This window comes from Ectopseudomonas chengduensis (assembly GCF_900102635.1).
GTDB lineage: Bacteria > Pseudomonadota > Gammaproteobacteria > Pseudomonadales > Pseudomonadaceae > Aquipseudomonas > Aquipseudomonas chengduensis.
Genome location: NZ_FMZQ01000010.1, coordinates 110030 through 134851, shown reverse-complemented (window position 1 = coordinate 134851; position 24822 = coordinate 110030). Strand labels below are relative to the sequence as shown.

Annotated in this window: 20 protein-coding genes and 2 pseudogenes; 5 read left to right on the top strand and 17 right to left on the bottom strand. The window is 63.0% G+C overall.

The annotated features are described in order from the left end of the window. Nucleotides 1–6 precede the first annotated feature (6 nt). Both BLS08_RS16550 and BLS08_RS16545 read right to left on the bottom strand, forming a co-directional pair. Nucleotides 7–834, bottom strand: a complete 828-nt coding sequence (locus BLS08_RS16550) for a mechanosensitive ion channel family protein (RefSeq protein WP_090336939.1) — start codon at nucleotides 832–834, stop codon at nucleotides 7–9. Between the two features lie 94 nt (nucleotides 835–928). Next, complete coding sequence (locus tag BLS08_RS16545; RefSeq protein ID WP_017678988.1) at nucleotides 929–1408, bottom strand: YajQ family cyclic di-GMP-binding protein; 480 nt, start codon at nucleotides 1406–1408, stop codon at nucleotides 929–931. A 135-nt stretch (nucleotides 1409–1543) separates the two neighbouring features. Here BLS08_RS16545 and BLS08_RS16540 point away from each other — a divergent pair. From BLS08_RS16540 to BLS08_RS16525, 4 genes and pseudogenes are all read left to right on the top strand, one after another. After that, nucleotides 1544–2509, top strand: a pseudogene (locus BLS08_RS16540) (response regulator); the annotation flags it as partial. Further along, a complete protein-coding gene (locus BLS08_RS16535) occupies nucleotides 2506–3417 on the top strand; it encodes a putative 2-dehydropantoate 2-reductase (protein ID WP_090336936.1) in 912 nt (303 codons plus the stop codon). The pseudogene BLS08_RS16540 and the gene BLS08_RS16535, both read left to right, overlap by 4 nt. A 125-nt stretch (nucleotides 3418–3542) precedes the next feature. Continuing rightward, entirely contained in the window at nucleotides 3543–5561 is a 2019-nt protein-coding gene (locus BLS08_RS16530) for an ATP-binding protein (RefSeq protein WP_090336934.1), read from the top strand. A 3-nt stretch (nucleotides 5562–5564) separates the two neighbouring features. Next, nucleotides 5565–6140, top strand: coding sequence for a cob(I)yrinic acid a,c-diamide adenosyltransferase (locus tag BLS08_RS16525; RefSeq protein WP_003459361.1), 576 nt, complete (start codon nucleotides 5565–5567; stop codon nucleotides 6138–6140). A 104-nt stretch (nucleotides 6141–6244) separates the two neighbouring features. On the opposite strand, the pseudogene BLS08_RS16520 reads toward BLS08_RS16525, so the two are convergent. The 6 genes and pseudogenes from BLS08_RS16520 to BLS08_RS16495 form a co-directional block, all read right to left on the bottom strand. Further along, nucleotides 6245–6733, bottom strand: a pseudogene (locus BLS08_RS16520) (REP-associated tyrosine transposase). A 69-nt stretch (nucleotides 6734–6802) separates the two neighbouring features. Further along, a complete protein-coding gene (locus BLS08_RS16515) occupies nucleotides 6803–7753 on the bottom strand; it encodes a Nudix family hydrolase (RefSeq protein ID WP_090336933.1) in 951 nt (316 codons plus the stop codon). Beyond that, nucleotides 7750–8382 (bottom strand): glutathione S-transferase family protein, encoded by a 633-nt coding sequence (locus tag BLS08_RS16510; RefSeq protein WP_090336931.1) that lies wholly within the window; start codon nucleotides 8380–8382, stop codon nucleotides 7750–7752. The genes BLS08_RS16515 and BLS08_RS16510 overlap by 4 nt, the downstream gene beginning before the upstream one ends. A 114-nt stretch (nucleotides 8383–8496) precedes the next feature. Then, nucleotides 8497–9714: a bifunctional glutamate N-acetyltransferase/amino-acid acetyltransferase ArgJ gene (gene argJ, locus BLS08_RS16505; RefSeq protein ID WP_090336929.1), complete on the bottom strand. Its 1218-nt coding sequence runs from the start codon at nucleotides 9712–9714 to the stop codon at nucleotides 8497–8499. A gap of 140 nt (nucleotides 9715–9854) precedes the next feature. Next, entirely contained in the window at nucleotides 9855–12590 is a 2736-nt protein-coding gene (gene secA / locus BLS08_RS16500; RefSeq protein ID WP_090336927.1) for a preprotein translocase subunit SecA, read from the bottom strand. 238 nt (nucleotides 12591–12828) lie between these two features. Continuing rightward, nucleotides 12829–13749, bottom strand: a complete 921-nt coding sequence (locus BLS08_RS16495; protein WP_045734160.1) for a M23 family metallopeptidase — start codon at nucleotides 13747–13749, stop codon at nucleotides 12829–12831. Between the two features lie 78 nt (nucleotides 13750–13827). Between BLS08_RS16495 and BLS08_RS16490 the strand changes: the two genes are divergently transcribed. Beyond that, nucleotides 13828–14283 (top strand): DciA family protein, encoded by a 456-nt coding sequence (locus tag BLS08_RS16490; protein WP_090336926.1) that lies wholly within the window; start codon nucleotides 13828–13830, stop codon nucleotides 14281–14283. 155 nt (nucleotides 14284–14438) lie between these two features. Here the strand turns inward: BLS08_RS16490 and lpxC are convergent, their stop codons facing one another. The 9 genes from lpxC to murD all read right to left on the bottom strand — a co-directional run bounded on the left by lpxC (nucleotide 14439) and on the right by murD (nucleotide 24818). Continuing rightward, nucleotides 14439–15350, bottom strand: a complete 912-nt coding sequence (lpxC, locus tag BLS08_RS16485; protein ID WP_017678975.1) for a UDP-3-O-acyl-N-acetylglucosamine deacetylase — start codon at nucleotides 15348–15350, stop codon at nucleotides 14439–14441. Between the two features lie 111 nt (nucleotides 15351–15461). Then, a complete protein-coding gene (ftsZ, locus tag BLS08_RS16480) occupies nucleotides 15462–16655 on the bottom strand; it encodes a cell division protein FtsZ (RefSeq protein ID WP_021488111.1) in 1194 nt (397 codons plus the stop codon). A 42-nt stretch (nucleotides 16656–16697) separates the two neighbouring features. Further along, nucleotides 16698–17945, bottom strand: coding sequence for a cell division protein FtsA (gene ftsA, locus BLS08_RS16475; protein WP_017678973.1), 1248 nt, complete (start codon nucleotides 17943–17945; stop codon nucleotides 16698–16700). Between the two features lie 15 nt (nucleotides 17946–17960). Further along, the gene (locus BLS08_RS16470) at nucleotides 17961–18827 is read right to left on the bottom strand and encodes a cell division protein FtsQ/DivIB (protein ID WP_021488110.1); all 867 of its coding nucleotides are present in this window, start codon (nucleotides 18825–18827) and stop codon (nucleotides 17961–17963) included. Nucleotides 18828–18830: 3 nt separating this feature from the next. Further along, on the bottom strand, nucleotides 18831–19772 hold the full coding sequence (locus BLS08_RS16465; RefSeq protein WP_072423033.1) for a D-alanine--D-alanine ligase: 942 nt from the start codon (nucleotides 19770–19772) through the stop codon (nucleotides 18831–18833). Beyond that, nucleotides 19769–21169, bottom strand: coding sequence for a UDP-N-acetylmuramate--L-alanine ligase (murC, locus tag BLS08_RS16460; RefSeq protein WP_178112491.1), 1401 nt, complete (start codon nucleotides 21167–21169; stop codon nucleotides 19769–19771). The genes BLS08_RS16465 and murC overlap by 4 nt, the downstream gene beginning before the upstream one ends. Before the next feature lie 34 nt (nucleotides 21170–21203). Further along, nucleotides 21204–22274: an undecaprenyldiphospho-muramoylpentapeptide beta-N-acetylglucosaminyltransferase gene (gene murG / locus BLS08_RS16455; protein ID WP_090336924.1), complete on the bottom strand. Its 1071-nt coding sequence runs from the start codon at nucleotides 22272–22274 to the stop codon at nucleotides 21204–21206. Then, a complete protein-coding gene (gene ftsW, locus BLS08_RS16450) occupies nucleotides 22264–23472 on the bottom strand; it encodes a putative lipid II flippase FtsW (RefSeq protein ID WP_090336922.1) in 1209 nt (402 codons plus the stop codon). The genes murG and ftsW overlap by 11 nt, the downstream gene beginning before the upstream one ends. Next, nucleotides 23472–24818 (bottom strand): UDP-N-acetylmuramoyl-L-alanine--D-glutamate ligase, encoded by a 1347-nt coding sequence (gene murD, locus BLS08_RS16445; protein WP_090336920.1) that lies wholly within the window; start codon nucleotides 24816–24818, stop codon nucleotides 23472–23474. Before murD ends, ftsW begins: the two co-directional genes overlap by 1 nt. Nucleotides 24819–24822: the final 4 nt, after the last annotated feature.

Genomic DNA, 24822 nt, shown 5'->3' with positions numbered 1-24822 from the left:
TGAGTGTCAATCAGCCTTGGCCAGATGCACCACCCGCTGCGGGAACGGAATACCAATACCCGCCTCGGTCAGACGCTCCTTGGCCAGTTCGGTGAACTCGAAGGTCACCGGCCAGAAATCACCAGTCGCCACCCATACGCGCAGCGAGATGTTCACCGCACTGTCACCCAGCCCGGTCACGAACACAACCGGCGCAGGATCGACATGTACACGCGGGTCCTGGGCGATTTCCAGCAGCACCTCGCGCGCTTTTTTGATATCGCTGGAGTAGTCGATGCCGATATTGATGTCGGCGCGCCGACGCGGCTCACGCGAGTAGTTGGTGATGTGGCCGTTGGACAGGCTGCCATTGGGCACGATGACGACCTTGTTATCGCCGGTTTTCAGCGTGGTATGGAAGATCTGGATGCTGTCGACGCTGCCCGAAACGCCCTGCGCCTCGATCCAGTCACCCGCGCGGAAGGGGCGGAACAGCATGATCAGCACCCCGCCGGCGAAGTTGGCCAGGCTGCCCTGCAAAGCCAGGCCGATGGCCAGACCCGCCGCACCGATCATGGCGATGAACGAAGTGGTCTCCACACCGATCATCGACGCCACGCTGATCAGCAGCAGAATGCGCAGCACGATGCTGACCAGGCTGCTGATGAAGCTGCTCAACGCGCGGTCCACCTTACGCGCTGCGAGCATGCTCTCGATGCTCGACATCAGCCGGCTGATCAGCCACCAGCCGATCAGCAGCGTGATCAGTGCCAGGGTCAGCTTGCCGCTGTACTCAAGCACCACAGGCAGCCAGGCCTCGGACAGCTTGACCAGTTCGTCGACGTTCATCTCCATAGGGGTACTCCCGTTTTCCTGTGCATGAAACGAAACCGCCATGGCGGTCAGAATGCTATCAACCTAGCCTGCGACGCCTCAGCATCACAAAGGTTCAATCGCGGAAGTTGTTGTACTGCAGCGGCATGCCGAACTCATGACCACGCAGCAGGGCGATGGCTTCCTGCAGGTCATCGCGCTTCTTGCCGGTGACACGCACCTGCTCGCCCTGGATGGCGGCCTGCACCTTGAGCTTGGCGTCCTTGATGTGAGCGACGATCTTCTTCGCCAGCTCCTTGTCGATACCTTCGCGGAAGGTGACTTCCTGCTTCATCACCTTGCCCGAAGCGTAGGGTTCCTTGGTTTCCATGCACTGGCAGTCGATCTTGCGCTTGATCAGGCTGCTGCGCACGATGTCGAGCATCTGCTCGAGCATGAACTCGGCTTCGGCGGTCAAGGTCAGCGCCTTGTCCTTACTCTCGATGCTGCATTTGCCACGCAGGTCGAAACGGCGGTCGAGCTCCTTGATGGCATTGTCGACCGCATTGGTCAGTTCGTGTTTGTCCAGTTCAGACACGATGTCGAACGAAGGCATGAGTGGGCTCCTGATGGACGGCGCGATCCTCTTCACGGAGTGAACGCGCCTGACTTGACGATAACTATGGCGGGCCCATTATAACCAGTCTGATAAACGCCGTTTGGCGTCCTTCCCTCCTGCCTGCGAGCCAGTACCATGCCCAACCCCCATCTCAGCATCCTGGTGGTGGACGACGCCAAGTTCTCCAGCGCCATGATTGGCCGTGCACTGAGCCAGGCTGGCTACCAGGACGTGCGCTTTGCCAGCAGCGCCAGCGAAGCCCTGCAGCAGCTGGAGCAGCGCCCGGCCAGCGTATTGCTGGCCGACTGGCTGATGCCCGAGATCGACGGCCTGGAGCTGACCGCGCGGGTGCGTCAGCTGGACGAGACCGCCGACCATTACACCTACATCATCCTGCTGACCGGCAAGGAAGGCGAAAACGTCCTGGGCGAAGCCTTCGACCGCGGCGTCGATGACTTCATCAGCAAGGCGGCGATGAACGAACAGCTGGTGCCACGTGTGTACGCCGCCGATCGCCTGTGCAACACCCTGCAACGCCTGCTGCACGAAAACCGCATGCTGACGCAGAACATCGCCAGCCTGGAGCGACGCAATCTGGTCGATCCACTCACCGGCCTGGGCAACCCGCGCTATCTGCGCCAGAAGCTCACCGACAGCCTGCGCCAGATCGAATCGCGCGGCGGCGCCGTGTGCTACCTGCTGATCGGCCTGCAGGACGCCGGTCAGCTGCGCAACCAGTACGGTGACCGCTTCTTCAACGAACTGCTGCATGGCGTCGCAAGGCGCCTGCAGCAGCTTGTCAGGCCACTGGACGTGTTGACGCGCCTGGATGACAACCACTTCGGCCTTATCACCCTGCTCGACGACCTGCACGAGTGCTCGCCGAGCAGCTTCAAGCGCCTGCACGAAGGCCTCAACTACAAAGCGTTCAAGACCAGCGAAGGGTTCATTACGCTGAAAGCCGGCATCAGCCTGGTCGGTCTGGATGCCAAGGCGCTACCCACCGATACCGAACAACTGATTCAGCATGCGCAAAATCTGCTGCCAGAGTCTTACGCCAGCGGCCGGGTGGCAGCCATGCGCCTGCCTCTGCCGTGACCTGGCACATCCTCGGCGCTGGCAGTCTCGGCAGCCTCTGGGCAGCACGCCTGGCCCGTGCCGGCCTGCCAGTCAGGCTGATCCTGCGCAACCGGCAACGCCTCGAAGCCTATCGCCAGGCCGGCGGCCTGACGTTGGTCGAAGCGGGCCAGCCCATGCAGTACGCCATTCCTGCAGAATTGCCACAAGCGGACACGCCCATCCATCGCCTGCTGCTGGCCTGCAAGGCCTATGACGCGCAAAGCGCGGTAGCGACCATCGCCGGACGTCTTGCCCCAGGCGCCGAGCTGCTGCTGTTACAAAATGGCCTGGGCAGCCAGGATGAAGTTGCCCAACGCCTACCCAAGCAACGTTGCCTGTTCGTCTCCAGCACCGAAGGGGCTTTTCGTCCCGCCGATTTTCAGGTGGTGTTCGCCGGCAATGGCCACAACTGGCTGGGTGACCCGAGCGATCCCCAGCCACCAACCTGGCTGGACGAGCTGCAGTGCGCGGGCATCGCTCACCAGTGGAGCCCGGATATCCTCACGCGCCTGTGGCGCAAGCTGGCGCTGAACTGCGCGATCAACCCGCTCACCGTACTGCACGACTGTCGCAATGGTGGCCTGACCGAGCACCCTGCCGAAGTCGCCACCCTGTGCGCCGAACTCGACGAGCTGCTGCAACGCTGCGGCCAGCCCGCAGCCGCAGAGAATCTGCATCAAGAGGTACAGCGCGTGATCAGCGCCACTGCGGCGAACTACTCCTCCATGCACCAGGACGTTGCACAGGGACGTCGCACCGAGATCAGCTATCTGCTTGGCTACGCCTGCGCAGCGGCGCAGCGTCATCAGCTGCATGTGCCGCACCTGCAGCATCTGCAGCAGCGCCTGCTGAGCCACCTGCGTGAACGGGGTTTGCCTCTCGCTTGAGTACGCAGGGCGGGTGCAACCCATCACTCGCAGCTTGGCGGGTTGCACCCGCCCTACACTGGCAGTAGGCAATGGCCTGACAGCCGCGCTAACCTGCCGTCCTCACTCGTCACAACGATACCCTCATGAGACTGCGTCAGCGCCTCGAAAACCTGCCAGTGGGCCGCAAACTGCTCGCCGCACTGCTGGTGTTGCTCGCCGCCGTGATGCTGGTGGCCAATCTGGCTTTCATCAGTGCAGCCTACTGGATCACCCAGGAGAGCATGGCGCCACAGGCCCTGCACACCCTCGGCCGGCTTATCGCCAGCCCGACGCTGAGCAAGGAAGCCTTGCACTCGTCCGCCTCGGCCGAAGCCCTGCTCAAACGCCTGGACGATTACGCGCCCCTGCGTGCAGCGGTTATCTACGACAGCAATGGCAACAGCCTGGCACAACTGCAACGCGGCGAAAAACTGCAGCTACCGCAGCAACTGAGCCATCTGCAGAACTGGCGCGAAACGGCCTTTCGCACCAACCTGCTGGTCGACCTGCCGCACCCCAGCGGTCGCCCCGGCGCCCTGCTGCTGGTGGCTTCCAGCGAATTGCCTGGTGCCTTCTATACCGGCACCCTGACCGCGAGCCTGGTGATTCTGGCGTTCAGCGTGCTGCTGTGGATGCTGGTGGCCAGGCAGATCAAACGCCTGGTGACCAAACCCATTCGCCGCCTGGAAGAACTATCACGCCAGGTCACCCGCGAAGAGAACTATGCGCTGCGCGCCAATCGCGGCAATCAGGACGAGATCGGCAGCCTGGCCGATGCGTTCAATACCATGCTGATGCGCATGGAGGCCCGCGAGCAGCAGCTCAAGCGTGCCCGCGACGACGCCCAGCAGGCCTTCGATCAGGCGCAGAGCCTGGCCGAGGAAACCCGCCACTCCAACCGCAAGCTGGAATTGGAGGTGCAGGTGCGCAGCAAGATCGAGAAGAAACTCACCGGCTTTCAGAACTACCTCAACAGCATCATCGACTCCATGCCTTCGGCGCTGATCGCCCTCGACGAACAGCTCTACGTGACGCAGTGGAATCAGGAAGCCAGCGCCCTGTCCGGTACGCGCCTGGAAGAAGCGCTGAACCAGCCGGTGTTTCTCGCCTTCCCGCCACTCAAACCCTTTCTTGCGCAGCTCAAACGCACCGCCGAGCAACATCGTGTGGAGAAGATCGAGCGTGTCACCTGGCACAAGGATGAAGAGCCCCACCACTACGCCCTGACCTTCTACCCGCTGATGGGCAGCGCCGGACGGGGCGTGGTGATCCGTATCGACGACATCACCCAGCGCCTGGCCCTGGAGGAAATGATGGTGCAGTCGGAGAAGATGCTCTCCGTCGGCGGCCTGGCGGCGGGCATGGCACACGAAATCAACAACCCGCTCGGCGCCATTCTGCATAACGTGCAGAACATCCGCCGGCGCCTGTCGCCGGGTCTGGAAAAGAATGTCGAACAGGCCGAGCAGGCCGGCGTCAGCCTGCCTGCCATTGAGCACTATATGGAGGCCCGTGAGGTACCGCGCCTGCTCGACGGCATCCAGCAGGCCGGCCAGCGCGCCGCCAAGATCGTCAGCCACATGCTCAGCTTCAGCCGCCGCAGCGACCGCCAGCTTTCGCCTTGCGATCTGCCGGCACTGATCGATCAGGCACTGGAGATCGCCGGCAATGACTTCGATCTGACCGACAGCTTCGACTTCAAGACCCTGGAGATCGTGCACCAGTTCGATCCGCTACTGGGCCCGGTAGCCGGCACCGCCAACGAACTGGAGCAGGTGCTGCTCAACCTGCTGAAGAACGCTGCCCAGGCCATTCACCAGCGCGACGAGGATACCGAGCCCGGCCGCATCATCCTGCGCACTCGACAGGCCGGTAGTTGGGCGGAGGTCCAGGTGGAAGACAACGGCACCGGCATGAGCGAGGCGGTGCGCAAACGCATCTTCGAACCCTTCTTCACCACCAAGGAGGTGGGTCAGGGCACCGGACTCGGCCTGGCGGTCTCCTACTTCATCATCACCAACAATCATAAAGGGCAGATGGAAGTGCACTCGACGCCCGGCCAGGGCACCTGTTTCACCCTGCGCCTGCCGCTGGCCTCGCTGCCCGATCACACAGGACTCTGAGACATGGGCTTTCGCCTCTCGAAGATCTACACCCGCACTGGCGACAAAGGCGAAACCGGGTTGGCCGACGGCCGCCGGGTCGGCAAAGACCACCCACGCATCGAAGCCATAGGCGAGTTGGACACGCTCAACAGCCAGCTCGGCCTGCTGCTTGCCGAACTGGATGATGCCGCCACGACCTGGCCGGCACTCAAGGAGATCAGCGAGGTGCTGAGCCCCTGCCAGCACCGTCTGTTCGATCTCGGGGGCGAACTGGCAATGCCCGAGTACCAGGCCTTGCAGCAGGTAGAAGTGCAGCGCCTGGAGACGGCCATCGACAACTGGAACGAAGAGGTCGGGCCACTGGAAAACTTCATCCTGCCTGGCGGCTCCAGGCTGATCGCCCAAGCCCACGTGTGCCGCAGCCTCGCGCGCAGCAGCGAGCGCCGCTGCCAGCACCTCAACGCCGTGGAACCGCTACGCGGTGAGGGCCTGGCCTACGTCAACCGCCTCTCCGACCTACTGTTCGTCGCGGCCCGCCTGATCGCCAAGCGCCAGGGCATTGCCGAGGTGCTGTGGAAGGCGGCAGACAAACCGTAGCTCGCGACCTCACATGTAGACGGAGGGTAGGAGCGAGGGGGACGCCTAGTTCTCTGCTCGCAAAGCTTCTTAGACTCGCCGATGTTCGCGAGCAGAGCTCGCTCCTACAGAAATACGGCGTCCCACAAGGGATAATTGGCCAGTTGCGTTACCAGGCCGCTCCGCAGCGGGTTGGCGATGATATAACGAGCGATGTCACGTACATCATCCTCCCGGCGTAAAGCCCGGTCATGGTAGCCGGACTGCCAGACCTTACCGCTGCGTTGCAAGCGCTGATTGATTGCCTTGGCGCTGCGCGACTTAACCTGCTGCAACAGCTTCTCCAAGTCGCACTGCCCCAGTTGAAGCAACCAGTGAAAGTGATCCGGCATCACAACCCAGCACAATGAGGTGGCGAGGTCTTGCTCCTCAGCAAGACGTAATTCGTCGATCAGCAGCCGTCCCACAAAAAAGTCGTGAAATCAAGGTTGTCTACAGTGGGTAACGGCTGTAATCGAATAAATGCGGCCAGATTCAGAAAAGCGACCGCTGCGCAGATGAGACGTATGGTAATGGGCATTCCTTGCCTCCTGCCTGCATGCAACCTCAGGTATAGACTGTAGGAGCGAGCTCTGCTCGCGAAGCTTCTTAGACTCGCCGATGTTCGCGAGCAGAGCTCGCTCCTACAAGGCGCTGTCCGGCCAGAACGCGCGGATACCGGCCACGCCCTGGGCGCCAACCTGCCAGGCGCGTTCGATATCGGCCGGGCCGACGCCGCCCAGCAGATAAGCCGGCAGGTTGAAATGGGTCAGCATCTCGCTTGCAGCGTCCCAGCCCAGCGGCTGCGCCTCGGGATGAGTCGCGGTCGCCTGCACGGGGGACAGGGTGACGAAGTCCACGCCCATCTGCGTGGCCAGCGCCAGCTCATCGGCATTATGGCAAGACGCCGCCAGCCAGCGATCCTCAGGGAAAGGGCGGCCGCCAGCGGCATACTTGCGCAGCTGTTCGGCCGTCAGGTGCCAGCCAGCCGCGGGAAAATCCCCCAGCCACTCCAGCGGTCCCTTGAGCATCAGTTGCGCCTTGCCGGCACACAGGCCCTGCACGTCGACAGCCAGGTCGCGGTATTGCGGGTCGAACATGTTCGGCGCGCGCAGCTGAATCAGCCTTACCCCCTGCGCCAGCGCACTGCGGATGCCAGCAAGCAGCTCACTCGACTGCAGGCCATCCGGGGTGATCAGGTAGCGCTCGGGCAGGCGCGCGGCAGCGACTATGGGTTTGTTGGCCGCGGGAAATTCGTATTCCAGCAACTGCCGTTCGCTGACCCAGGCCAATGGCTGGCCCTCGGCACCATGCGGCTCGCCACTGAAGGCCAAGACTTCCCAGACGTCCAGCAACACCTGCTTGTCCGGGTAGTCGTGGCGAATCTGGATCAGCGGGCGCGCAGCCTGCGGACGAATCCCCAGTTCCTCCTGCAGTTCACGATCGAGGGCGATCCGCACCGCCTCACCGTCCTCCACCTTGCCGCCGGGAAACTCCCACAGACCGCCCTGGTGTTTGTCATCGGCTCGCCTGGCGATCAGGATGCGTCCATCGACCCCCCGAATCACCGCTGCTGCGACATGAACGCGCTTCACCCCTTTACCTCCTGCAATGCTGCCTGATACCAGCGCCGGAACGCCGGCCAACGGTAGATGGTTTCGACATAGGCCGCTGCCGTTGTCGGTAGCACCACATGATAACTGCGCAGACGCGCGGCGACCGGCGCATAGAAGGCATCGGCAATGCTGGCCTGACCAAACAGATAGTTGCCTGAAGTGGCGAAGCGCTCGCGGCAATCGGCCCAGATCGCGCAAATACGATCGATATCGGCCTGCGCCGCGTCCGGCAGCTCGGTCAGCGCCTTGTCACGCGCCAGATCCATCGGCAGGTGGCTGCGCAGAGCGCTGAAGCCACTGTGCATCTCCGCACAGACACTACGTGCCAAGGCACGGGCCTGGCGATCCTGCGGCCACAGCTGCGCCTCGGGGTAGCACTCGGCCAGATATTCGGCTATCGCCAGGGAATCCCACACCGGTCCCTGTTCGGTGAGCAGCACAGGCACCTTGCCGGTGGGCGAGTGCCGCAGCAATTGCGCGCGGCTGTCGGGCTGATACAGGCGCACCAGCACTTCTTCACATTCCACACCGGCCAGCTCGACCGCCAGAGCGGCGCGCAACGACCAGGAGGAATAGTTCTTGTCGCCAATCACCAGTTTCAGTGCCATCTCGCGCGTCCTCGGGAATGAAGTCACTCGACGTTAAAAGCCTGCCTCCCGAATAGCAAATTCCCGCGCGTCATGAGGTCATGAGGCGCGGGAATACGGACGAGCAGGACGCGATCAGGTGCGGTATTCGGCGTTGATCTTGACGTACTCGTGGGACAGGTCGGTGGTCCAGATGGTCTCGCTGCAGGTGCCGCGTCCCAGCTCGATACGGATGGTGATTTCCTCACGGGCCATCACCGCCGCTCCCTGCTCTTCGGTGTAGGTGGTCGCACGGCAACCCTTGCTGGCGATGCAGACTTCACCGAGGAACACGTCGATCTTGCTCACGTCGAGCTGCGGTACGCCGGCATAGCCGACAGCAGCGAGGATCCGCCCCCAGTTCGGGTCGGAGGCGAACAGCGCGGTCTTGATCAGCGGCGAATGAGCCACAGCATAAGCCACGTCCAGACACTCCTGATGAGTGCCGCCACCGTTGACCTGCACGGTGACGAACTTGGTCGCGCCCTCACCGTCACGGACGATGGCCTGCGCCACCTCCATGAATACCTCGAAAACCGCCTGTTTGAGCTTGGCGAACAGCTCGCCAGAAGCCTCGGTGATTTCCGCCAGGGCCGCCTGGCCGGTGGCGATCAGCATGCAGCAGTCGTTGGTGGAAGTATCGCCGTCGATAGTGATGCGGTTGAACGACTTGTTCGCCGCGTCGCGCACCAGATCCTGCAGCACGCCCTGAGCGACCTTGGCGTCAGTGGCAATGTAGCCGAGCATGGTCGCCATGTTCGGCCGGATCATGCCGGCGCCCTTGGAGATGCCGGTCACGGTGATGGTCACGCCATCGTGCTGAAACTGACGGCTGGCGCCCTTGGGCAGGGTGTCGGTGGTCATGATGCCGGTGGCGGCAGCTTCCCAGTTGTCAGCCTTGAGGTCATCCAGCGCGGCCTGCAACGCGGACTCGATCTTCTCGACCGGCAGCGGCTCGCCGATCACACCGGTGGAAAACGGCAGCACGGCGCTTTCGGTAACACCGGTCAGTTCAGCCAGGCGCGCACAGGAGCGACGCGCACGGGCCAGGCCATCAGCGCCGGTACCCGCGTTGGCATTGCCGGTATTGGTCAGCAGGTAACGCACTTCGCCGCCCAGACGCTCGCGCGTGATCAGTACAGGGGCCGCGCAGAAGGCGTTGGTGGTGGTCACCCCGGCGATACGCGAGCCTTCGGCACAGCGCATCACCACCACATCCTTGCGCCCTGGACGCTTGATGCCGGCCGAGGCGATACCCAGCTCGAAACCAGGAACCGGGTGCAGGGTAGACAGCGGGCCAAGACCAACAGCCATGAGATGCGCTCCTTCAGATATACGGTGATCGCTTCGGCGACCGAATGAGATGGTAAAACGCCGCGAGCGGCTGGGCCGTTCGCGGCGTTGTCAGGGCGCTGGCAGCATAGCCGAAGCGCCCGCTACTGCAAGCGATCCGATCAGCCGATCTGACCGTGGCAGTGCTTGTACTTCTTACCCGAACCGCAAGGGCACGGCTCGTTACGGCCAACCTTCTGCTCGGCACGTACCGGAGCGGCGGCCATGGCAACGTCTCCTTCTGCGCCATCGCTCTCTTCAGCCGCCAGTGCCGAGGCGTCTGCGTGCTGGAACTGCATACGCTCGGCCATGGCTTCGGCTTCGCGGCGCAGACGAGCTTCTTCTTCGGCCGGATCTTCGCGACGCACCTGAACGTGGCTGAGCACGCGGATGGCATCGCGTTTGATCGACTCCAACAGTTCCTGGAACAGGGCGAAGGACTCGCGCTTGTATTCCTGCTTGGGGTTCTTCTGCGCGTAGCCACGCAGGTGAATCCCGTGACGCAGGTGATCCATGGTCGACAGGTGGTCTTTCCACAGATCGTCCAGCACACGCAGCAGAATCTGCTTCTCGAAGGTACGCAGAGCCTCGGCGCTGGCCTGGGTTTCCTTCTCGTTGTAGGCAGCCAGCAGCTCGGCAAGGATGCGCTCACGCAGGGTTTCTTCGTACAGCTTGTCGTCTTCATCCAGCCACTGCTGGATCGGCAGCTTGATGCCAAAATCGCTCTGCAGGGTGGACTCCAGACCGGCGACATCCCACTGCTCCGGCATCGACTGCGGCGGAATATGGTTGTTGACTGCGGTGGTCAGCACTTCCTCGCGGAACTCGGCGATGGTGTCGCCAACGCTCTCGGCAGCCAGCAGGCTGTTGCGCATGTGGTAGATCACCTTGCGCTGCTCGTTGGCCACGTCGTCGAATTCGAGCAGTTGCTTACGCATGTCGAAGTTGCGGCCCTCGACCTTGCGCTGGGCCTTCTCGATGGCGTTGGTGACCATGCGGTGCTCGATGGCCTCGCCGGACTGCATGCCCAGAGCCTTCATGAAGTTCTTCACCCGATCCGAGGCGAAGATACGCATCAGGTTGTCTTCCAGCGACAGGTAGAAGCGGCTGGAACCCGGGTCACCCTGACGGCCGGCACGACCGCGCAGCTGATTGTCGATACGCCGCGATTCGTGGCGCTCGGAGGCAATCACATGCAGGCCGCCGGCTTCGATCACCTGCTGGTGACGCTTCTGCCACTCGCTCTTGATCTGCGCGATCTGCTCGTCGGTGGGGTTTTCCAGCGCCGCGACTTCCACTTCCCAGTTGCCACCGAGAAGGATGTCGGTACCACGACCGGCCATGTTGGTGGCGATGGTCAGCGCACCCGGACGACCGGCCTGGGCGATGATCTCGGCTTCCTTGTCGTGGAACTTGGCGTTGAGCACCTTGTGCTCGATACCTTCCTGATTCAGCAACTGGCTGACGTACTCGGAGGTCTCGATGGTGGCGGTACCCACCAGGATCGGCCGGCCCTGGGCCTGGCAGTCCTTGATATCGGCGATGATCGCCTGGTACTTCTCTTCCTGGGTCAGGTAGACCAGGTCGTTGAAGTCCTTGCGCGCGACCGGCTTGTTGGTCGGGATCACCATCACGTCCAGACCGTAGATCTGGCGGAACTCGAAGGCCTCGGTGTCGGCGGTACCGGTCATGCCGGACAGCTTGTTGTAGAGACGGAAGTAGTTCTGGAAGGTGGTCGAGGCCAGGGTCTGGCTCTCAGCCTGAATGTTCACCCCTTCCTTCGCTTCGATGGCCTGATGCAGGCCCTCGGAGAGGCGGCGACCCGGCATGGTACGGCCGGTGTGCTCGTCGATCAGGATCACCTGGCCGTTCTGCACGATGTATTCGACATTGCGATTGAACAGCTTGTGCGCACGCAGGCCGGCGTAAACGTGAGTCAGCAGACCGAGGTTGTGCGCGGAATAGAGGCTTTCACCTTCGGCCAGCAGACCGGCAGCGGTGAGCATTTCCTCGACGTACTGGTGGCCGGCTTCGTTGAGTTCGACCTGGCGCGATTTCTCGTCGACCTTGTAGTGACCTTCCTGAGTCACCACGCCTTCCTCTTCCTCGATGTGCTGCTTGAGGCGCGGGATCAGCTTGTTGATCTCGATGTACAGCTTGGAGCTGTCCTCGGCCTGACCGGAGATGATCAGCGGCGTACGCGCCTCGTCGATGAGGATGGAGTCGACTTCGTCGATCACGGCGAAATTCAGCTCGCGCTGGAACTTGTCTTCCAGGCTGAAGGCCATGTTGTCGCGCAGGTAGTCGAAACCGAATTCGTTGTTTGTGCCGTAGGTGATGTCGGCGGCGTAGGCGGCGCGCTTCTCTTCCGGCGGCTGGAAGGGGGTGACGATCCCCACGGTCAGGCCGAGGAACTCATACAGCGGACGCATCCAGTTGGCGTCACGACGGGCCAGGTATTCGTTGACCGTGACCACGTGCACGCCCTTGCCGGACAGTGCGTTGAGGTAGACCGCCAGGGTACCTACCAGGGTCTTGCCCTCACCGGTACGCATCTCGGCGATCTTGCCCTCATGCAGGGTCATGCCGCCGATCAGCTGCACATCGAAGTGGCGCATGCCCATCACTCGCTTGCCGGCCTCACGGGCCACAGCGAAGGCTTCGGGAAGCAGCTTGTCGAGGGTTTCGCCCTGAGCCAGACGGCCCTTGAACTCTTCGGTCTTGCCACGCAGTTGCTCGTCCGAGAGGGCGATCATCTGCTCTTCGAGGACGTTGACGGACTGCACCGCCTTGAGCAAGCGTTTGACTTCACGCTCATTCTTGCTTCCGAAAAGTTTTTTAAACAGAGGCGCAAACATATCGACAGGATCTTCCGGCGAATGGATGGAGGTCGGCGCAAATCGCGACCTGGCAGCCAGCATGGCTGCGGGCGAAGGGGGCATTCTACCCGGAAAACTCAGGGAGGAAAGTGACGTTGTCAGCCCGTTGCTGCCGTGTGATGGCGCAGGCCACGCATCCCCGGTCAGCCAGGGGCGCGGCGTGAAACTTTATATGGGGATGAATGCTGGCAATTCAAGGCCAGCCATCGCCCCTGACTCACTCGACGCCGTTGGCACGCGCGATATAGAGGGCGGGATTGACCTGTCGGCCATCCTTGCTGACTTCGAAGTGCACGTGATAACCGGTGGAGCGACCACTGCGACCGACCTTGGCGATGGTCTGGCCGCGCTGCACCAGATCGCCGATCTGCACGGTATTGCTCTGGTTGTGGGCATAGAGCGTGACGTAGCCATCCGTGTGACTGATTTCCACGGTATTGCCGTAACCATTCTTCCTGCCGGAAAAGGTCACCACACCCGCCGCCACCGAAACCACGTCACTGCCAGGCTTGGCCGCGAAATCGATGCCCTTGTGGACACTGGCGCGGCCGGTCAGCGGATGCACACGACGGCCGAAAGGTGACGACACATAACCTTGCAAGACCGGACGACCGGACAGTGTTTCCGCTTCACTCAGGCGGCGCTCGCCAAGCAGTTGCTCCAGCACTTCCAACTGCTGCTCGCGACTCTCCACGCGCAGTGCCAGCTCATCCAGGGCGTTCATGAAAGGCGGCGGCGCATAGGCCGAAGCCCCCAGCGGATCTTCCGCCCCGCCCTGACCGACACTGAGGGAGAAGTCGAACTCACCGGCGTCCAGTTCTGCCAGTTCGGTGAGGCGCTCACCCAGGGCATCGAGCCGGGTGAGACGCGCCTGCAATTCGGCAACATGCACAGCGAAGGCGTCGAGCTGACGTTGCGCGTCCTGGCGCACGGCGCCGACCTGCTCGCGCTGCTGGTCGAGGGCTTCGACCAGCGAGGTGTCGACCACCGGTTCGGCGGTCAACCACTTGGCGCCCATCGCAGCACCGGCAGCAAGGCTCAGGACCAGCAGCAGGACAACCGAGAGCAGCAACCAGCGCAGGTCCAGATTGATCGTTCGCGCCGAACCGTGACGGCTATTGAGCAAGATGATATGCATGGCTTCCCCTTTTCGCAGAACACAGGCCGGCAGCACGCTCTGCTACCATGACGGCTCTGCAACTTAAGGCTTCCTGCCATGACGTTTCGTCCCTTGCCGGCCCAGGCACCCGCTAAGCTGTTACGCGAAGCCAAGCCCCTGAAAGCGCTGTTCAGTCAGGCGCAACGCCTTACCCACCTGCAGCGTCTTGTCGATAGCCAGCTACAGCCTGCTGCCCGGGAACACTGTCATGTAGCGTCCTGGCGCGACGGCTGCTTGTTATTGATCGTGACCGATGGCCACTGGGCAACACGCCTGCGTTATCAGCAAAGAAGACTGCAACGACAACTACAGGCACTCGAAGAATTCGCGACCTTAACGAAAATCATGTTCAAGGTGCAACCTCAAGGCGGCCAGAATCGTGGAACCGGTCGCACCTTGCACTTGTCGAATAGCGCCGCACAAAGCATCCAGGCAACGGCCGAAGGTATCAGCGACTCCAGGCTACGCGCGGCACTCGAGCGCCTGGCCAGCCACACGCAGAAAGACCAATAAGCCCCCGCTCCGCTCGTCGGTAAAACTCGTTTCGACGCAGGCGCCAGACAAATGGCGCCAGAGACCCTCGCCCAAAATCCCACTCCACTGAGTGACCGGCCATAAAAAAGGCCACCCGAAGGTGGCCTCAAATAAAGCTGGAAAGAGAGTAGGTTTTACACCGCCGCGACAGGACGCATGTAAGAGATCGGTGCGAGTTTGGCGTCCTCGAAGGTCACCATTTCCCAGGCATCGGTCTGTTCGATCAACGTACGCAGCAAACGATTGTTCAGCGCGTGACCCGACTTGAAGCCTTTGAACTCGCCGATCAGGCTGTTACCCAGCAGGTACAGATCGCCGATGGCATCGAGAATCTTGTGTTTGACGAATTCGTCCTCGTAACGCAGGCCGTCTTCGTTGAGCACACGATATTCGTCGACCACGATGGCGTTTTCCACACTGCCACCGAGTGCCAGGTTCTGCGAACGCAGGAACTCGATGTCACGCATGAAGCCAAAGGTGCGGGCCCGGCTGACTTCCTTGACGAAAGACGTGCTGGAGAAATCCACACTGGCGCTCTGCGTACGATTGCGGAACACGGGGTGATCGAAGTCGATCTCGAAACTCACCTTGAAGCCGTCGAAAGGTATGAAGGTGGCGCGCTTGTCGCCCTCCTCCACCGTTACCTCACGCAGGATGCGGATGAACTTCTTCGGCGCTTCCTGCTCCTGCAGGCCAGCGGATTGAATCAGGAATACAAAGGGACCAGCACTGCCATCCATGATCGGTACTTCGGACGCGGAGAGCTCGACGTAGGCGTTATCGATGCCCAGGCCTGCCATGGCCGAAAGCAGGTGCTCTACCGTATCCACCTTGACATCACCATTGATCAACGTAGTCGACATGGTGGTTTCACCGACATTCCCGGCCAGCGCGCGGATTTCCACGACGGGATCGAGGTCGGTACGACGAAACACGATACCGCTGTCCACCGGTGCCGGCTTCAGGGTCAGGTAAACCTTCTCCCCCGAATGCAGGCCAACGCCGGTGGCACGGATGATGTTCTTCAGGGTGCGTTGTCTGATCATGGCTTGGCCGCTATATCGCTAGTTGCGAACTGTTTTCAACAATGGTCGGGAATGATAGCAGAACCGACCTTTGCTGAACACCAATCACCCATATACTCCTGATAAATTCCATCAATCAGCCTGGCGACGCAGGAAAGCCGGAATATCCAGGTAATCGAGGTCGTCCTGGGTATTGAGCTTGGCTGCAGTGGCCGCACCGCCATGGCTCTGGCGCTGCACGGTGGGACGCTCGTAGTCCTTGTAGTTGACCGACTGCTCGCTGCGCGGCTGCGCGGCAGGCTGCTGGGCAACCGGCTGGCTGACGGCGACCTGAACGGTGTTGTCGACCACCTTCACCGGCTTCTCCATGCGCGCGCCGAGGCCGGTAGCGACCACGGTAACGTGCAGCTCGTCGCGCATGTCGGCGTCGATCACGGTGCCGACCTTGACGGTGGCGTGCTCGGAAGCGAACTGCTCGATGATGTTACCCACGTCGGAGTACTCACCCAGCGACAGGTCCGGACCGGCGGTGATGTTCACCAGAATACCGCGCGCACCCTGCAGGTTGACGTCTTCCAGCAGCGGGTTGCGGATCGCCGCTTCGGTGGCTTCGCGCGCACGGTTCGGACCGCTGGCGCAGCCGGTGCCCATCATGGCCATGCCCATTTCGCTCATCACGGTTTTCACGTCGGCGAAGTCGACGTTGATCATCCCCGGACGCTTGATGATGTCGGAGATACCGCGCACGGCGCCGGCCAGCACGTCGTCAGCCTTGGCGAAGGCGGACAGCAGGCTGGCGTCCTTGCCGAGGATGGTCAGCAGCTTTTCGTTGGGAATGGTGATCAGCGAGTCGACGCTCTCGGACAGCGCGCGGATGCCCTCGTCGGCGATGACCATGCGCTTCTTGCCCTCGAACGGGAACGGACGGGTCACCACTGCCACGGTGAGAATGCCCAGTTCCTTGGCCACCTCAGCAATCACCGGCGCAGCGCCGGTGCCGGTACCGCCACCCATGCCGGTGGTGATGAACACCATGTCAGTGCCTTGCAGCACTTCGGCGATGCGCTCGCGATCTTCCAGCGCGGCCTGACGACCGACTTCCGGATTGGCACCGGCACCCAGGCCCTTGGTCACGCCCGGGCCGAGCTGCAGCACGGTACGTGCGCCGATGTTCTTCAGCGCCTGCGCATCGGTGTTGGCGCAGATGAACTCGACGCCCTCGATGTTGCTGACGGCCATGTGATTGACTGCGTTGCCGCCGCCACCACCGACACCGATTACTTTGATTACCGCGCTTTGCGGAATGTTATCTACTAGTTCGAACATGATCCCTCTCCTTCCTTTCTAGTTGTAACGCCTACTGCAAATTTAGAAATTGCCTTGCACCCAACGCTTGATGCGTTCGAGTACCGGGGTTTTGTTTTCGTCCTGGTAAGGACTGCCCACCGACATGGAAATGCCGTCGTTCTGCTTCTGCAGCCCGTACAACAGCAAACCCACACCGGTGGAATAAATCGGGTTGCGCACCACGTCGCCCATGCCCTTGACGCTGTGCGGTACGCCCAGTCGAACCGGCATGTGGAAAATTTCTTCGGCCAGTTCGACCGCGCCTTCCATCTTCGCCGTGCCGCCGGTCATGACGATGCCGGCCGGGATCAGGTCTTCGTAACCGCTGCGGCGCAGCTCGGCCTGAACCAGGGTGAACAGCTCGTCGTAACGCGGCTCGACCACTTCGGCCAGAGACTGGCGCGAGAGATCACGCGGCGGGCGATCACCGACGCTCGGCACCTTGATGGTTTCGCCGGCACCGGCCAGCTTGGCCAGGGCGCAGGCATAGCGGATCTTGATTTCCTCGGCGTACTGGGTCGGCGTACGCAGGGCCATGGCGATGTCGTTGGTGACCTGGTCACCGGCAATCGGGATCACCGCGGTATGACGAATCGCGCCTTCGGTGAAGATGGCGATATCGGTGGTGCCACCGCCGATGTCCACCAGGCACACGCCCAGCTCCTTCTCGTCCTCGGTCAGTACCGAATAAGCGGATGCCAGCTGCTCGAGGATGATGTCGTCGACTTCCAGGCCGCAGCGGCGCACACACTTCTCGATGTTCTGTGCGGCATTCACGGCGCAGGTGACGACGTGCACCTTGGCCTCCAGGCGCACGCCGGACATGCCCAGCGGCTCGCGCACGCCTTCCTGGTTATCGATCACGTAATCCTGGGCCAGGGTGTGCAGCACGCGCTGATCCGCGGGAATCGCCACAGCCTGCGCGGCGTCGAGCACGCGCTCGATGTCGGCCGGGCTCACTTCACGATCACGGATGGCGACGATACCGTGGCTGTTGAGGCTGCGGATGTGATTGCCGGCCACACCGACGAACGCCGAGTGAATGCGGCAGCCGGCCATTAGCTGCGCCTCTTCCACCGCGCGCTGGATCGAGGCCACGGTGGACTCGATATTGACCACCACGCCCTTCTTCAGCCCGCGCGACGGATGGGTGCCGATACCGACGATTTCCAGCTGGCCGTCGGCCGTCACCTCGCCCACCAGCGCCACCACCTTGGAGGTGCCGATGTCCAGGCCAACGATCATCTTGCCGCTCTGCGCGCTATTCATTAGTCCAGCCTCTCCTCAATTCACTTTCTGCTCGGCCGCGGCCGGCTCCACCGGCTCACGCCAGGCCACGGCCAAGCCGTTGGCATAACGCAGGTCGATGCGCGCGATGTTCGCGCTCTGTTCTTTCAGTTCCCGCTCATAGATGGCGGCGAAACGACGCATTTTTTCCACCACGTGATCACGTCCCAGCAGGATGTCGATGCGCTGGCCGCTGGCGTTCTCGGTGGCCGAGAGAAACCAGCTGCCGCGTTCGCGCAACTGCAGCCCGACCACGGTGAAGCCCATCGGCCGCAGCAGTTGGCTGAGCATCTGGTACTGCTGCATCACCTTCGGCTGCGCCCGCTTCGGGCCGGACAGCTGCGGCAGATGCTGGTAGTTGTCCAGCTCCTGTGGCGCGAAGGCCTGACCCTGGTTGTTGAGCAGCGCCTCGTCACCCCAACGGGCGATGGGCAGTTGTTCCTCCAGACGCACGTCGATCTGATCCGGCCAGACACGACGCACTTCGGCATGGGCGATCCAGGGCATGCGCTCGAGTTCCTCGCGCATGCCGCGCAGGTCGGCGCTGAAGAAGCTCGCCTCGATATACGGCGCGATCCGCCGCTGCACCGCCTGCTGACTGACATAAGCCAGATCACCCTGCACGCTGATGCGGGCGATCGGGCGGTCGGCGTAGGGCAGCAGACGCAACGCACCCTCGTAGGCGCCAAAGCCCAGACCAACCAGCAGCAGCGGCCAGAGCAGTCGCCCAACCCAGGAGAAATCCGCCTTGGGCATGCGCAGGCGCATCGGCTCCTTGGCCACCAGACGGCTGGCGCCACGCGGCGCGGGCTTGCCGCGTTGCGGAGCCCTCAGCGAGTCCTGATGACGCAGAGCGATGCTCATCGCTTAACCCCTCGCCTCGACGCTGTCAGCCAGTATCGCCAGCACCAGTTGCTGGAAATCCAGACCGGCAGCACGCGCGGCCATTGGCACCAGGCTGTGGTCGGTCATGCCCGGCACGGTGTTCACTTCCAGCAGCCAGAACTGGCCGCTGGCATCCTGCATCACGTCGGCACGCGCCCAGCCCTGAGTCCCCACGGCCTCGCAGGCACGCGCGGTCAGCTCTTTCAGTTCCGCCTCTTTCTCGGCCGAGAGGCCGCAGGGAATGCGGTACTGGGTGTCATCGGCCAGGTACTTGGCGTCGTAGTCGTAGAAGGTGTGCGGCGTGCCCAGGCCAATGGGCGGCAGCACTTCGCCACGCAGCACGGCGATGGTGTATTCGGGACCGGCGATCCACTGCTCGACCAGCACCTGGCTGTCGTAGCGGGCAGCATCCTGCCAGGCAGCGGTCAGCGTCTCGACGCTGTCGACCTTGGCCATGCCGATGCTGGAACCTTCATGGGCCGGTTTGACGATCAGCGGGAAGCCCAGTTCGGCAGCTGCCGCTTCGCAGTCGGCCTGCGAAGTGAGCACGGCGTGGCGCGGCGTCGGCAGGCCAAGGCTGTGCCAGACCTGTTTGGTGCGCAGCTTGTCCATCGCCAGCGCCGAAGCGAGGATGCCGCTGCCGGTGTAGGGGATGCCGGCGCACTCGAGCAGCCCCTGCATGGAGCCATCTTCGCCACCACGACCGTGCAGCACGATAAAGGCGCGGTCGATCTTCTCGCTGTTCAAACGAGCCAGGAAATCATCGCCCACATCGATGCCGAAAGCGTCCACGCCTGCGGCCTGCAGGGCGCTGAGCACGGCATTGCCGGATTTCAGCGACACCTCGCGCTCGGCGCTCTTGCCGCCGAACAGCACGGCGACGCGGCCGAAGCCCTTGGGATCGAGGGTACTGTGCAAACTCATTTCGACTCCCCCACGAACAGCGGGTGTTTGATCAGTTGCGGTGCCACCGCGCCGATATCGCCCGCGCCCTGGCACAGCAGGATGTCGCCGGCACGCAGCAGCGGTTTGAGCAGCGGCGCCAGGTCGGCGCCACGCTCGACGTAGATCGGGTCGAGCTGGCCACGCTGACGGATGCTGTGACACAGCTGGCGGCTGTCGGCACCGGGAATCGGCTCTTCGCCAGCCGGGTAGACCTCCACCAACAGCAGCACATTGGCTTCGCCGAGCACCTGTACGAAGTCGTCGTACAGATCACGGGTACGGCTGTAGCGGTGCGGCTGGTAGACCATCACCAAACGGCGCTCCGGCCAGCCGCCACGCACGGCCTTGACCACTGCGGCCACTTCACGCGGGTGATGACCATAGTCGTCCACCAGCATCACGCTGCCACCGTCGACCGGCAGTTCGCCGTAGACCTGGAAGCGCCGGCCTACACCCTGAAAGCCCGACAGCCCGGCGACGATGGCGGCATCGTCGATGCCTTCGTCGGTGGCGATGGCGATGGTGGCCAAAGCATTGAGGACGTTGTGGTTGCCCGGCATGTTCACCGACACGTCGAGCGGCTCGCAGTCCGGGCGCAGCACGGTGAAGTAGGTACGCATGCCTTCCTGGCGCACGTTGATCGCGCGCACATCGGCGTCTTCGGCAAAGCCGTAGGTGACAGTCGGACGGCCAACCTGCGGCAGCAGCTCGCGCACCACCGGATCGTCCACGCAGAGCACGGCGAGGCCGTAGAACGGCAGGTTGTGCAGAAACTCGATGAAGGTCTTCTTCAGCCGGTTGAAGTCACCGCCATAGGTGCTCATATGGTCGGCGTCGATGTTGGTGACCACCGAAACCATCGGCTGCAGATGCAGGAAGCTGGCGTCGCTCTCGTCCGCTTCGGCGATCAGAAAACGGCTGGAGCCCAGCTGAGCATTGGTGCCAGCAGCGTTCAGGCGGCCACCGATGACGAAAGTCGGGTCCAGGCCACCAGCAGCGAACACCGAGGCCAGCAGGCTGGTGGTGGTGGTCTTGCCGTGGGTGCCGGCCACGGCGATGCCGTGGCGGTAGCGCATCAGCTCGGCGAGCATCTCGGCACGCGGCACCACCGGAATGCGGCGCTCCAGGGCGGTGGCGACTTCCGGGTTGCTGGTGTTGACGGCGCTGGACACCACCAGTACGTCGGCCTGCTCGGCGTTCTCGGCAGCATGACCAATGAAGATCTTCGCACCGAAGCTTTCCAGGCGCTCGGTCACCGCCGAGGCCTTGAGATCGGAGCCGGATACTTCATAACCCAGGTTCAGCAGCACCTCGGCGATGCCGCACATGCCCACACCACCAATCCCGACGAAATGGATGCGGCGGATACGGCGCATGCGCCGCACTTCGGCCTTGACCGCAGCGGGAGACTTAGCCACGCATCACCTCCTGGCAGATATCGACCACCGCGCGGGTGGCATCGGGCTTGGCCAGGCGACGCGCGGTGGCGCCCATGACATTGAGTTTTTCCAGGTGCATCAGAACCTCGGTGAGCTGCGCGGCAAGCGTGTCCGCGTCAGTGGCATGTTGCGGGAGAAGGACGGCGGCGCCCTCCTTCGCCAGATATTCGGCATTGCGGCTCTGGTGGTCGTCGATGGCGTGCGGCAGTGGCACGAGAAACGACGGCAGCCCCGCTGCGGCCAGCTCGCTGACGGTCAGCGCGCCGGCGCGGCAAACCACCAGATCGGCCCAGCCATAAGCACGAGCCATGTCCTTGATGAAAGGCGCGACCTCGGCTTCGACCGCGGCATCGCGATAACGCTCCGCAGTGATGTCGGCATGTTGTTTACCGGCCTGGTGGAACACCTGCGGACGTACATCGGCAGGGATTTTCTCCAGCGCGGCCGGCAGCAATTTGTTCAGCGGCTCGGCGCCCAGGCTGCCGCCCAGCACCAGCAATTTCGGTTTGCGCCCGGCCAGCGGCTCGCGCGGCGTTTCCAGGAACAGCTCTTCACGCACCGGGTTACCGGTGGTGCGGCGCTTGTCGGAAGCACCGAAGGTGTTCGGGAAGGCCTCGCAGATACGATTGGCGATACGCGACAACAGGCGATTGGCGGTACCGGCGACGGCGTTCTGCTCGTGAATCACCAGCGGCACGCCGGCCATACGCGCGGCCAGACCGCCGGGACCGGTGACATAACCGCCCATGCCAAGCACGCACACCGGCTGCAATTCACGCACGATACGACGCGCCTGCAGCAGAGAACGCAGCAGCTGGAACGGCGCCTTGAGCAAGGACAGCTTGCCCTTGCCACGCAGGCCGCTGACATTGATCAGGTGCAGCGGCAGGCCCGCCTGTGGGACGAGTTCGTTCTCGATACCACGCGGCGTGCCCAGCCAGTGCACGGCGTAACCACGGGCCTGGAACTCGCGCGCGCAGGCCAGCGCCGGGAATACGTGACCACCGGTGCCGCCGGCCATGATCAGCACATTACCGCGCATGGCTGACCTCCTCGGCAAAATCCGCTTCGGTGAAATCCACGTCCTCGTTACCCAGGATGTTGCGCCGCTCCCACTCGATACGCAGCAGCAGCGCCAGACTCACACAGCAGATCACCAGCGACGAGCCGCCGTAGCTGAGGAACGGCAGGGTCAGCCCCTTGGTCGGCAACAGACCGGTGTTCACGCCGATATTGATCAGGAACTGACCGATCCACAGGAAAGCCAGACCATAGGCGACATAGGCGGAGAAGAACTGCTTGGCCCTCTCGGCCCACAGACCGACGTACAGCGCACGTACGCTGACGAAGACGAACAGCGCCAGGGTCGCCAGCGCGCCGACGAAGCCCAGTTCCTCTGCCAGTACCGAAAAGACGAAGTCGGTGTGCGCTTCCGGCAGGTAGAACTGCTTCTGAATGCTGTTACCCAGACCGACACCGAACCACTCGCCGCGGCCGAAGGCGATCAGCGCCTGGGTCAGCTGATAACCGGAGCCATACTGGTCGGCCCAGGGATCGGTAAAGGTGATCAAACGCTGCAGGCGGTACTCCTGGGTCTGCACCAGGACGAACACCGCGCCAACCGCCAGCGCCACCATCAAGCCAAAGCGCAGCATGCCGACGCCGCCGAGGAACAGCATCGCCATGGCCGACCCCATCATCACCACGGTGGCACCGAAGTCAGGCTCCAGCAGCAACAGGCCTGCCATTGGCAGCAGCACGACGAAAGGCTTGAAGAAACCGGCCCAGCTCTCGCGCACCTCTTCCTGACGGCGCACCAGGTAACCGGCCAGGTAGATCACCACGAACACCTTGGCGATCTCCGACGGCTGCACGTTGAAGGCGCCGAAGCCGATCCAGCGCCGCGCACCGTTGACCTCGCGGCCGATGCCCGGCACCAGCACCAGCACCAACAGGGCGAAAGCCGCCAGCAGCATGATCCAGCCGTAACGCTGCCAGATGTTCATCGGCACCATCAGCACCACGCCAGCGGCACCGAGACCGATCACCAGGTAGATCAGATGGCGAATCATGTGATAGAGCGGGCTACCGGTCTGCGCCGCGGCCACTTCCGAAGACGCCGAAGCGATCATCACCAGGCCGAGGCCGAGCAGGCCCAGGCAACCGGCCAGCAGCGGGAAGTCCAGATCGAGGCCACGACCCAGTAGCGGCGAGGGGCGAATCTGCAGGAAGGACAACATCAGACGAGCCCCTCCACAGCCTGGGCGAACAGGCGCCCGCGTTCTTCGAAGTTCTTGAACATGTCCAGGCTGGCGCAGGCCGGCGACAGCAGCACGGCATCACCGGCCTCGGCCAATTCGCTGCAGCGCTGCACGGCTTCTTCCAGGCTCGCTACTCGCACCTGCGGTACGGCGTCGCCCAGGGTGTCGGCCAGACGCTGAGCATCACGACCGAGCAGCACCACGGCACGGCAGAAGCGTGCGACCGGAGCCTTCAGCGCGGTGAAGTCTGCGCCCTTGCCATCGCCACCGGCGATCAGCACCAGCTTGCCGGCGATGTCCGCACCCAGGCCTTCGATGGCCGCCAGCGCGGCACCGACGTTGGTGGCCTTGGAGTCGTCGTAATAACTCACCCCGGCACGCTCGCCAACCCACTGGCAGCGATGCGGCAAACCGGCGAACTGGCGCAGGGTGGCGAGCATGGCGTCCATCGGCAGGCCCACGGCATGACCGAGCGCCAGCGCCGCCAGGGCGTTGGACTGGTTATGCGCGCCACGAATCTTCAGCTCACTCACCGGCAGCAGCGCTTCGAAGCGAAACGCCAGGGATTTCTCGCCATTCTCTTCGAGCAGGCCAAAGCGCTTGAAGTCCGGCTTGCCCAGACCGAATTCCCAGCAGCTCACCTGGTCGGCGATCAGCGGGCGCGACAGGGCATCGTCGCGGTTGATCACCACCTGACGGGCACCACGGAAGATCCGATGCTTGGCCAGGTGATAGGCCGGCAGACCGCTGTAACGGTCCATGTGGTCTTCGCTGATGTTCAGGCAGGTGGCCACTTCGGCGTTGAGCTGATCGGTGGTCTCCAGCTGGAAGCTGGACAGCTCCAGCACGTACAGCTCGACATCGTCGGCCAACAGATCCAGCGCCGGCGTACCCAGGTTGCCGCCGACGGCGACGCGCTTGCCAGCCGCAGCCGCCATCTCGCCGACCAAAGTGGTGACGGTGCTCTTGGCGTTGGAGCCGGTGATGGCGACGATCGGCGCCTTGGCGTGGCGGGCGAACAGGTCGATATCGCCAGACAGTTTCACCCCGCGCGCAGCCGCTGCGGCCAACGCTGGAGTCGCCACCGCCAGGCCCGGGCTCACGTACAGTTCCGAGGCGCGGCAGAGGAAGTCCACGTCCAGCTCGCCGCAACGTACTTCCACCTGCGGGTAGTCACGCTTGAGCGTCTCCAGCTCCGGCGGGTTCGCGCGCGTATCGGCCACGGCAAAGCGCACGCCCTGCTGCGCCAGGAAGCGCACCAGGGACATGCCGCTCTTGCCGAGGCCGACAACGATGCGGAACTGGTCGGAAGCGATCAATGACACGCTC

What these genes read in the sequence shown, in the direction of transcription:
- murG (WP_090336924.1), bottom strand. Translation starts at nt 22,274, where the DNA reads ATGCGCGGTAATGTGCTGATCATGGCCGGCGGCACCGGTGGTCACGTA.
- secA (WP_090336927.1), bottom strand. Translation starts at nt 12,590, where the DNA reads ATGTTTGCGCCTCTGTTTAAAAAACTTTTCGGAAGCAAGAATGAGCGT.
- BLS08_RS16510 (WP_090336931.1), bottom strand. Translation starts at nt 8,382, where the DNA reads ATGGCACTGAAACTGGTGATTGGCGACAAGAACTATTCCTCCTGGTCG.
- ftsA (WP_017678973.1), bottom strand. Translation starts at nt 17,945, where the DNA reads ATGAATAGCGCGCAGAGCGGCAAGATGATCGTTGGCCTGGACATCGGC.
- murC (WP_178112491.1), bottom strand. Translation starts at nt 21,169, where the DNA reads ATGCGCCGTATCCGCCGCATCCATTTCGTCGGGATTGGTGGTGTGGGC.
- BLS08_RS16470 (WP_021488110.1), bottom strand. Translation starts at nt 18,827, where the DNA reads ATGAGCATCGCTCTGCGTCATCAGGACTCGCTGAGGGCTCCGCAACGC.
- BLS08_RS16490 (WP_090336926.1), top strand. Translation starts at nt 13,828, where the DNA reads ATGACGTTTCGTCCCTTGCCGGCCCAGGCACCCGCTAAGCTGTTACGC.
- BLS08_RS16495 (WP_045734160.1), bottom strand. Translation starts at nt 13,749, where the DNA reads ATGCATATCATCTTGCTCAATAGCCGTCACGGTTCGGCGCGAACGATC.
- argJ (WP_090336929.1), bottom strand. Translation starts at nt 9,714, where the DNA reads ATGGCTGTTGGTCTTGGCCCGCTGTCTACCCTGCACCCGGTTCCTGGT.
- BLS08_RS16465 (WP_072423033.1), bottom strand. Translation starts at nt 19,772, where the DNA reads ATGAGTTTGCACAGTACCCTCGATCCCAAGGGCTTCGGCCGCGTCGCC.
- ftsZ (WP_021488111.1), bottom strand. Translation starts at nt 16,655, where the DNA reads ATGTTCGAACTAGTAGATAACATTCCGCAAAGCGCGGTAATCAAAGTA.
- BLS08_RS16545 (WP_017678988.1), bottom strand. Translation starts at nt 1,408, where the DNA reads ATGCCTTCGTTCGACATCGTGTCTGAACTGGACAAACACGAACTGACC.
- BLS08_RS16530 (WP_090336934.1), top strand. Translation starts at nt 3,543, where the DNA reads ATGAGACTGCGTCAGCGCCTCGAAAACCTGCCAGTGGGCCGCAAACTG.
- BLS08_RS16550 (WP_090336939.1), bottom strand. Translation starts at nt 834, where the DNA reads ATGGAGATGAACGTCGACGAACTGGTCAAGCTGTCCGAGGCCTGGCTG.
- ftsW (WP_090336922.1), bottom strand. Translation starts at nt 23,472, where the DNA reads ATGTTGTCCTTCCTGCAGATTCGCCCCTCGCCGCTACTGGGTCGTGGC.
- BLS08_RS16525 (WP_003459361.1), top strand. Translation starts at nt 5,565, where the DNA reads ATGGGCTTTCGCCTCTCGAAGATCTACACCCGCACTGGCGACAAAGGC.
- lpxC (WP_017678975.1), bottom strand. Translation starts at nt 15,350, where the DNA reads ATGATCAGACAACGCACCCTGAAGAACATCATCCGTGCCACCGGCGTT.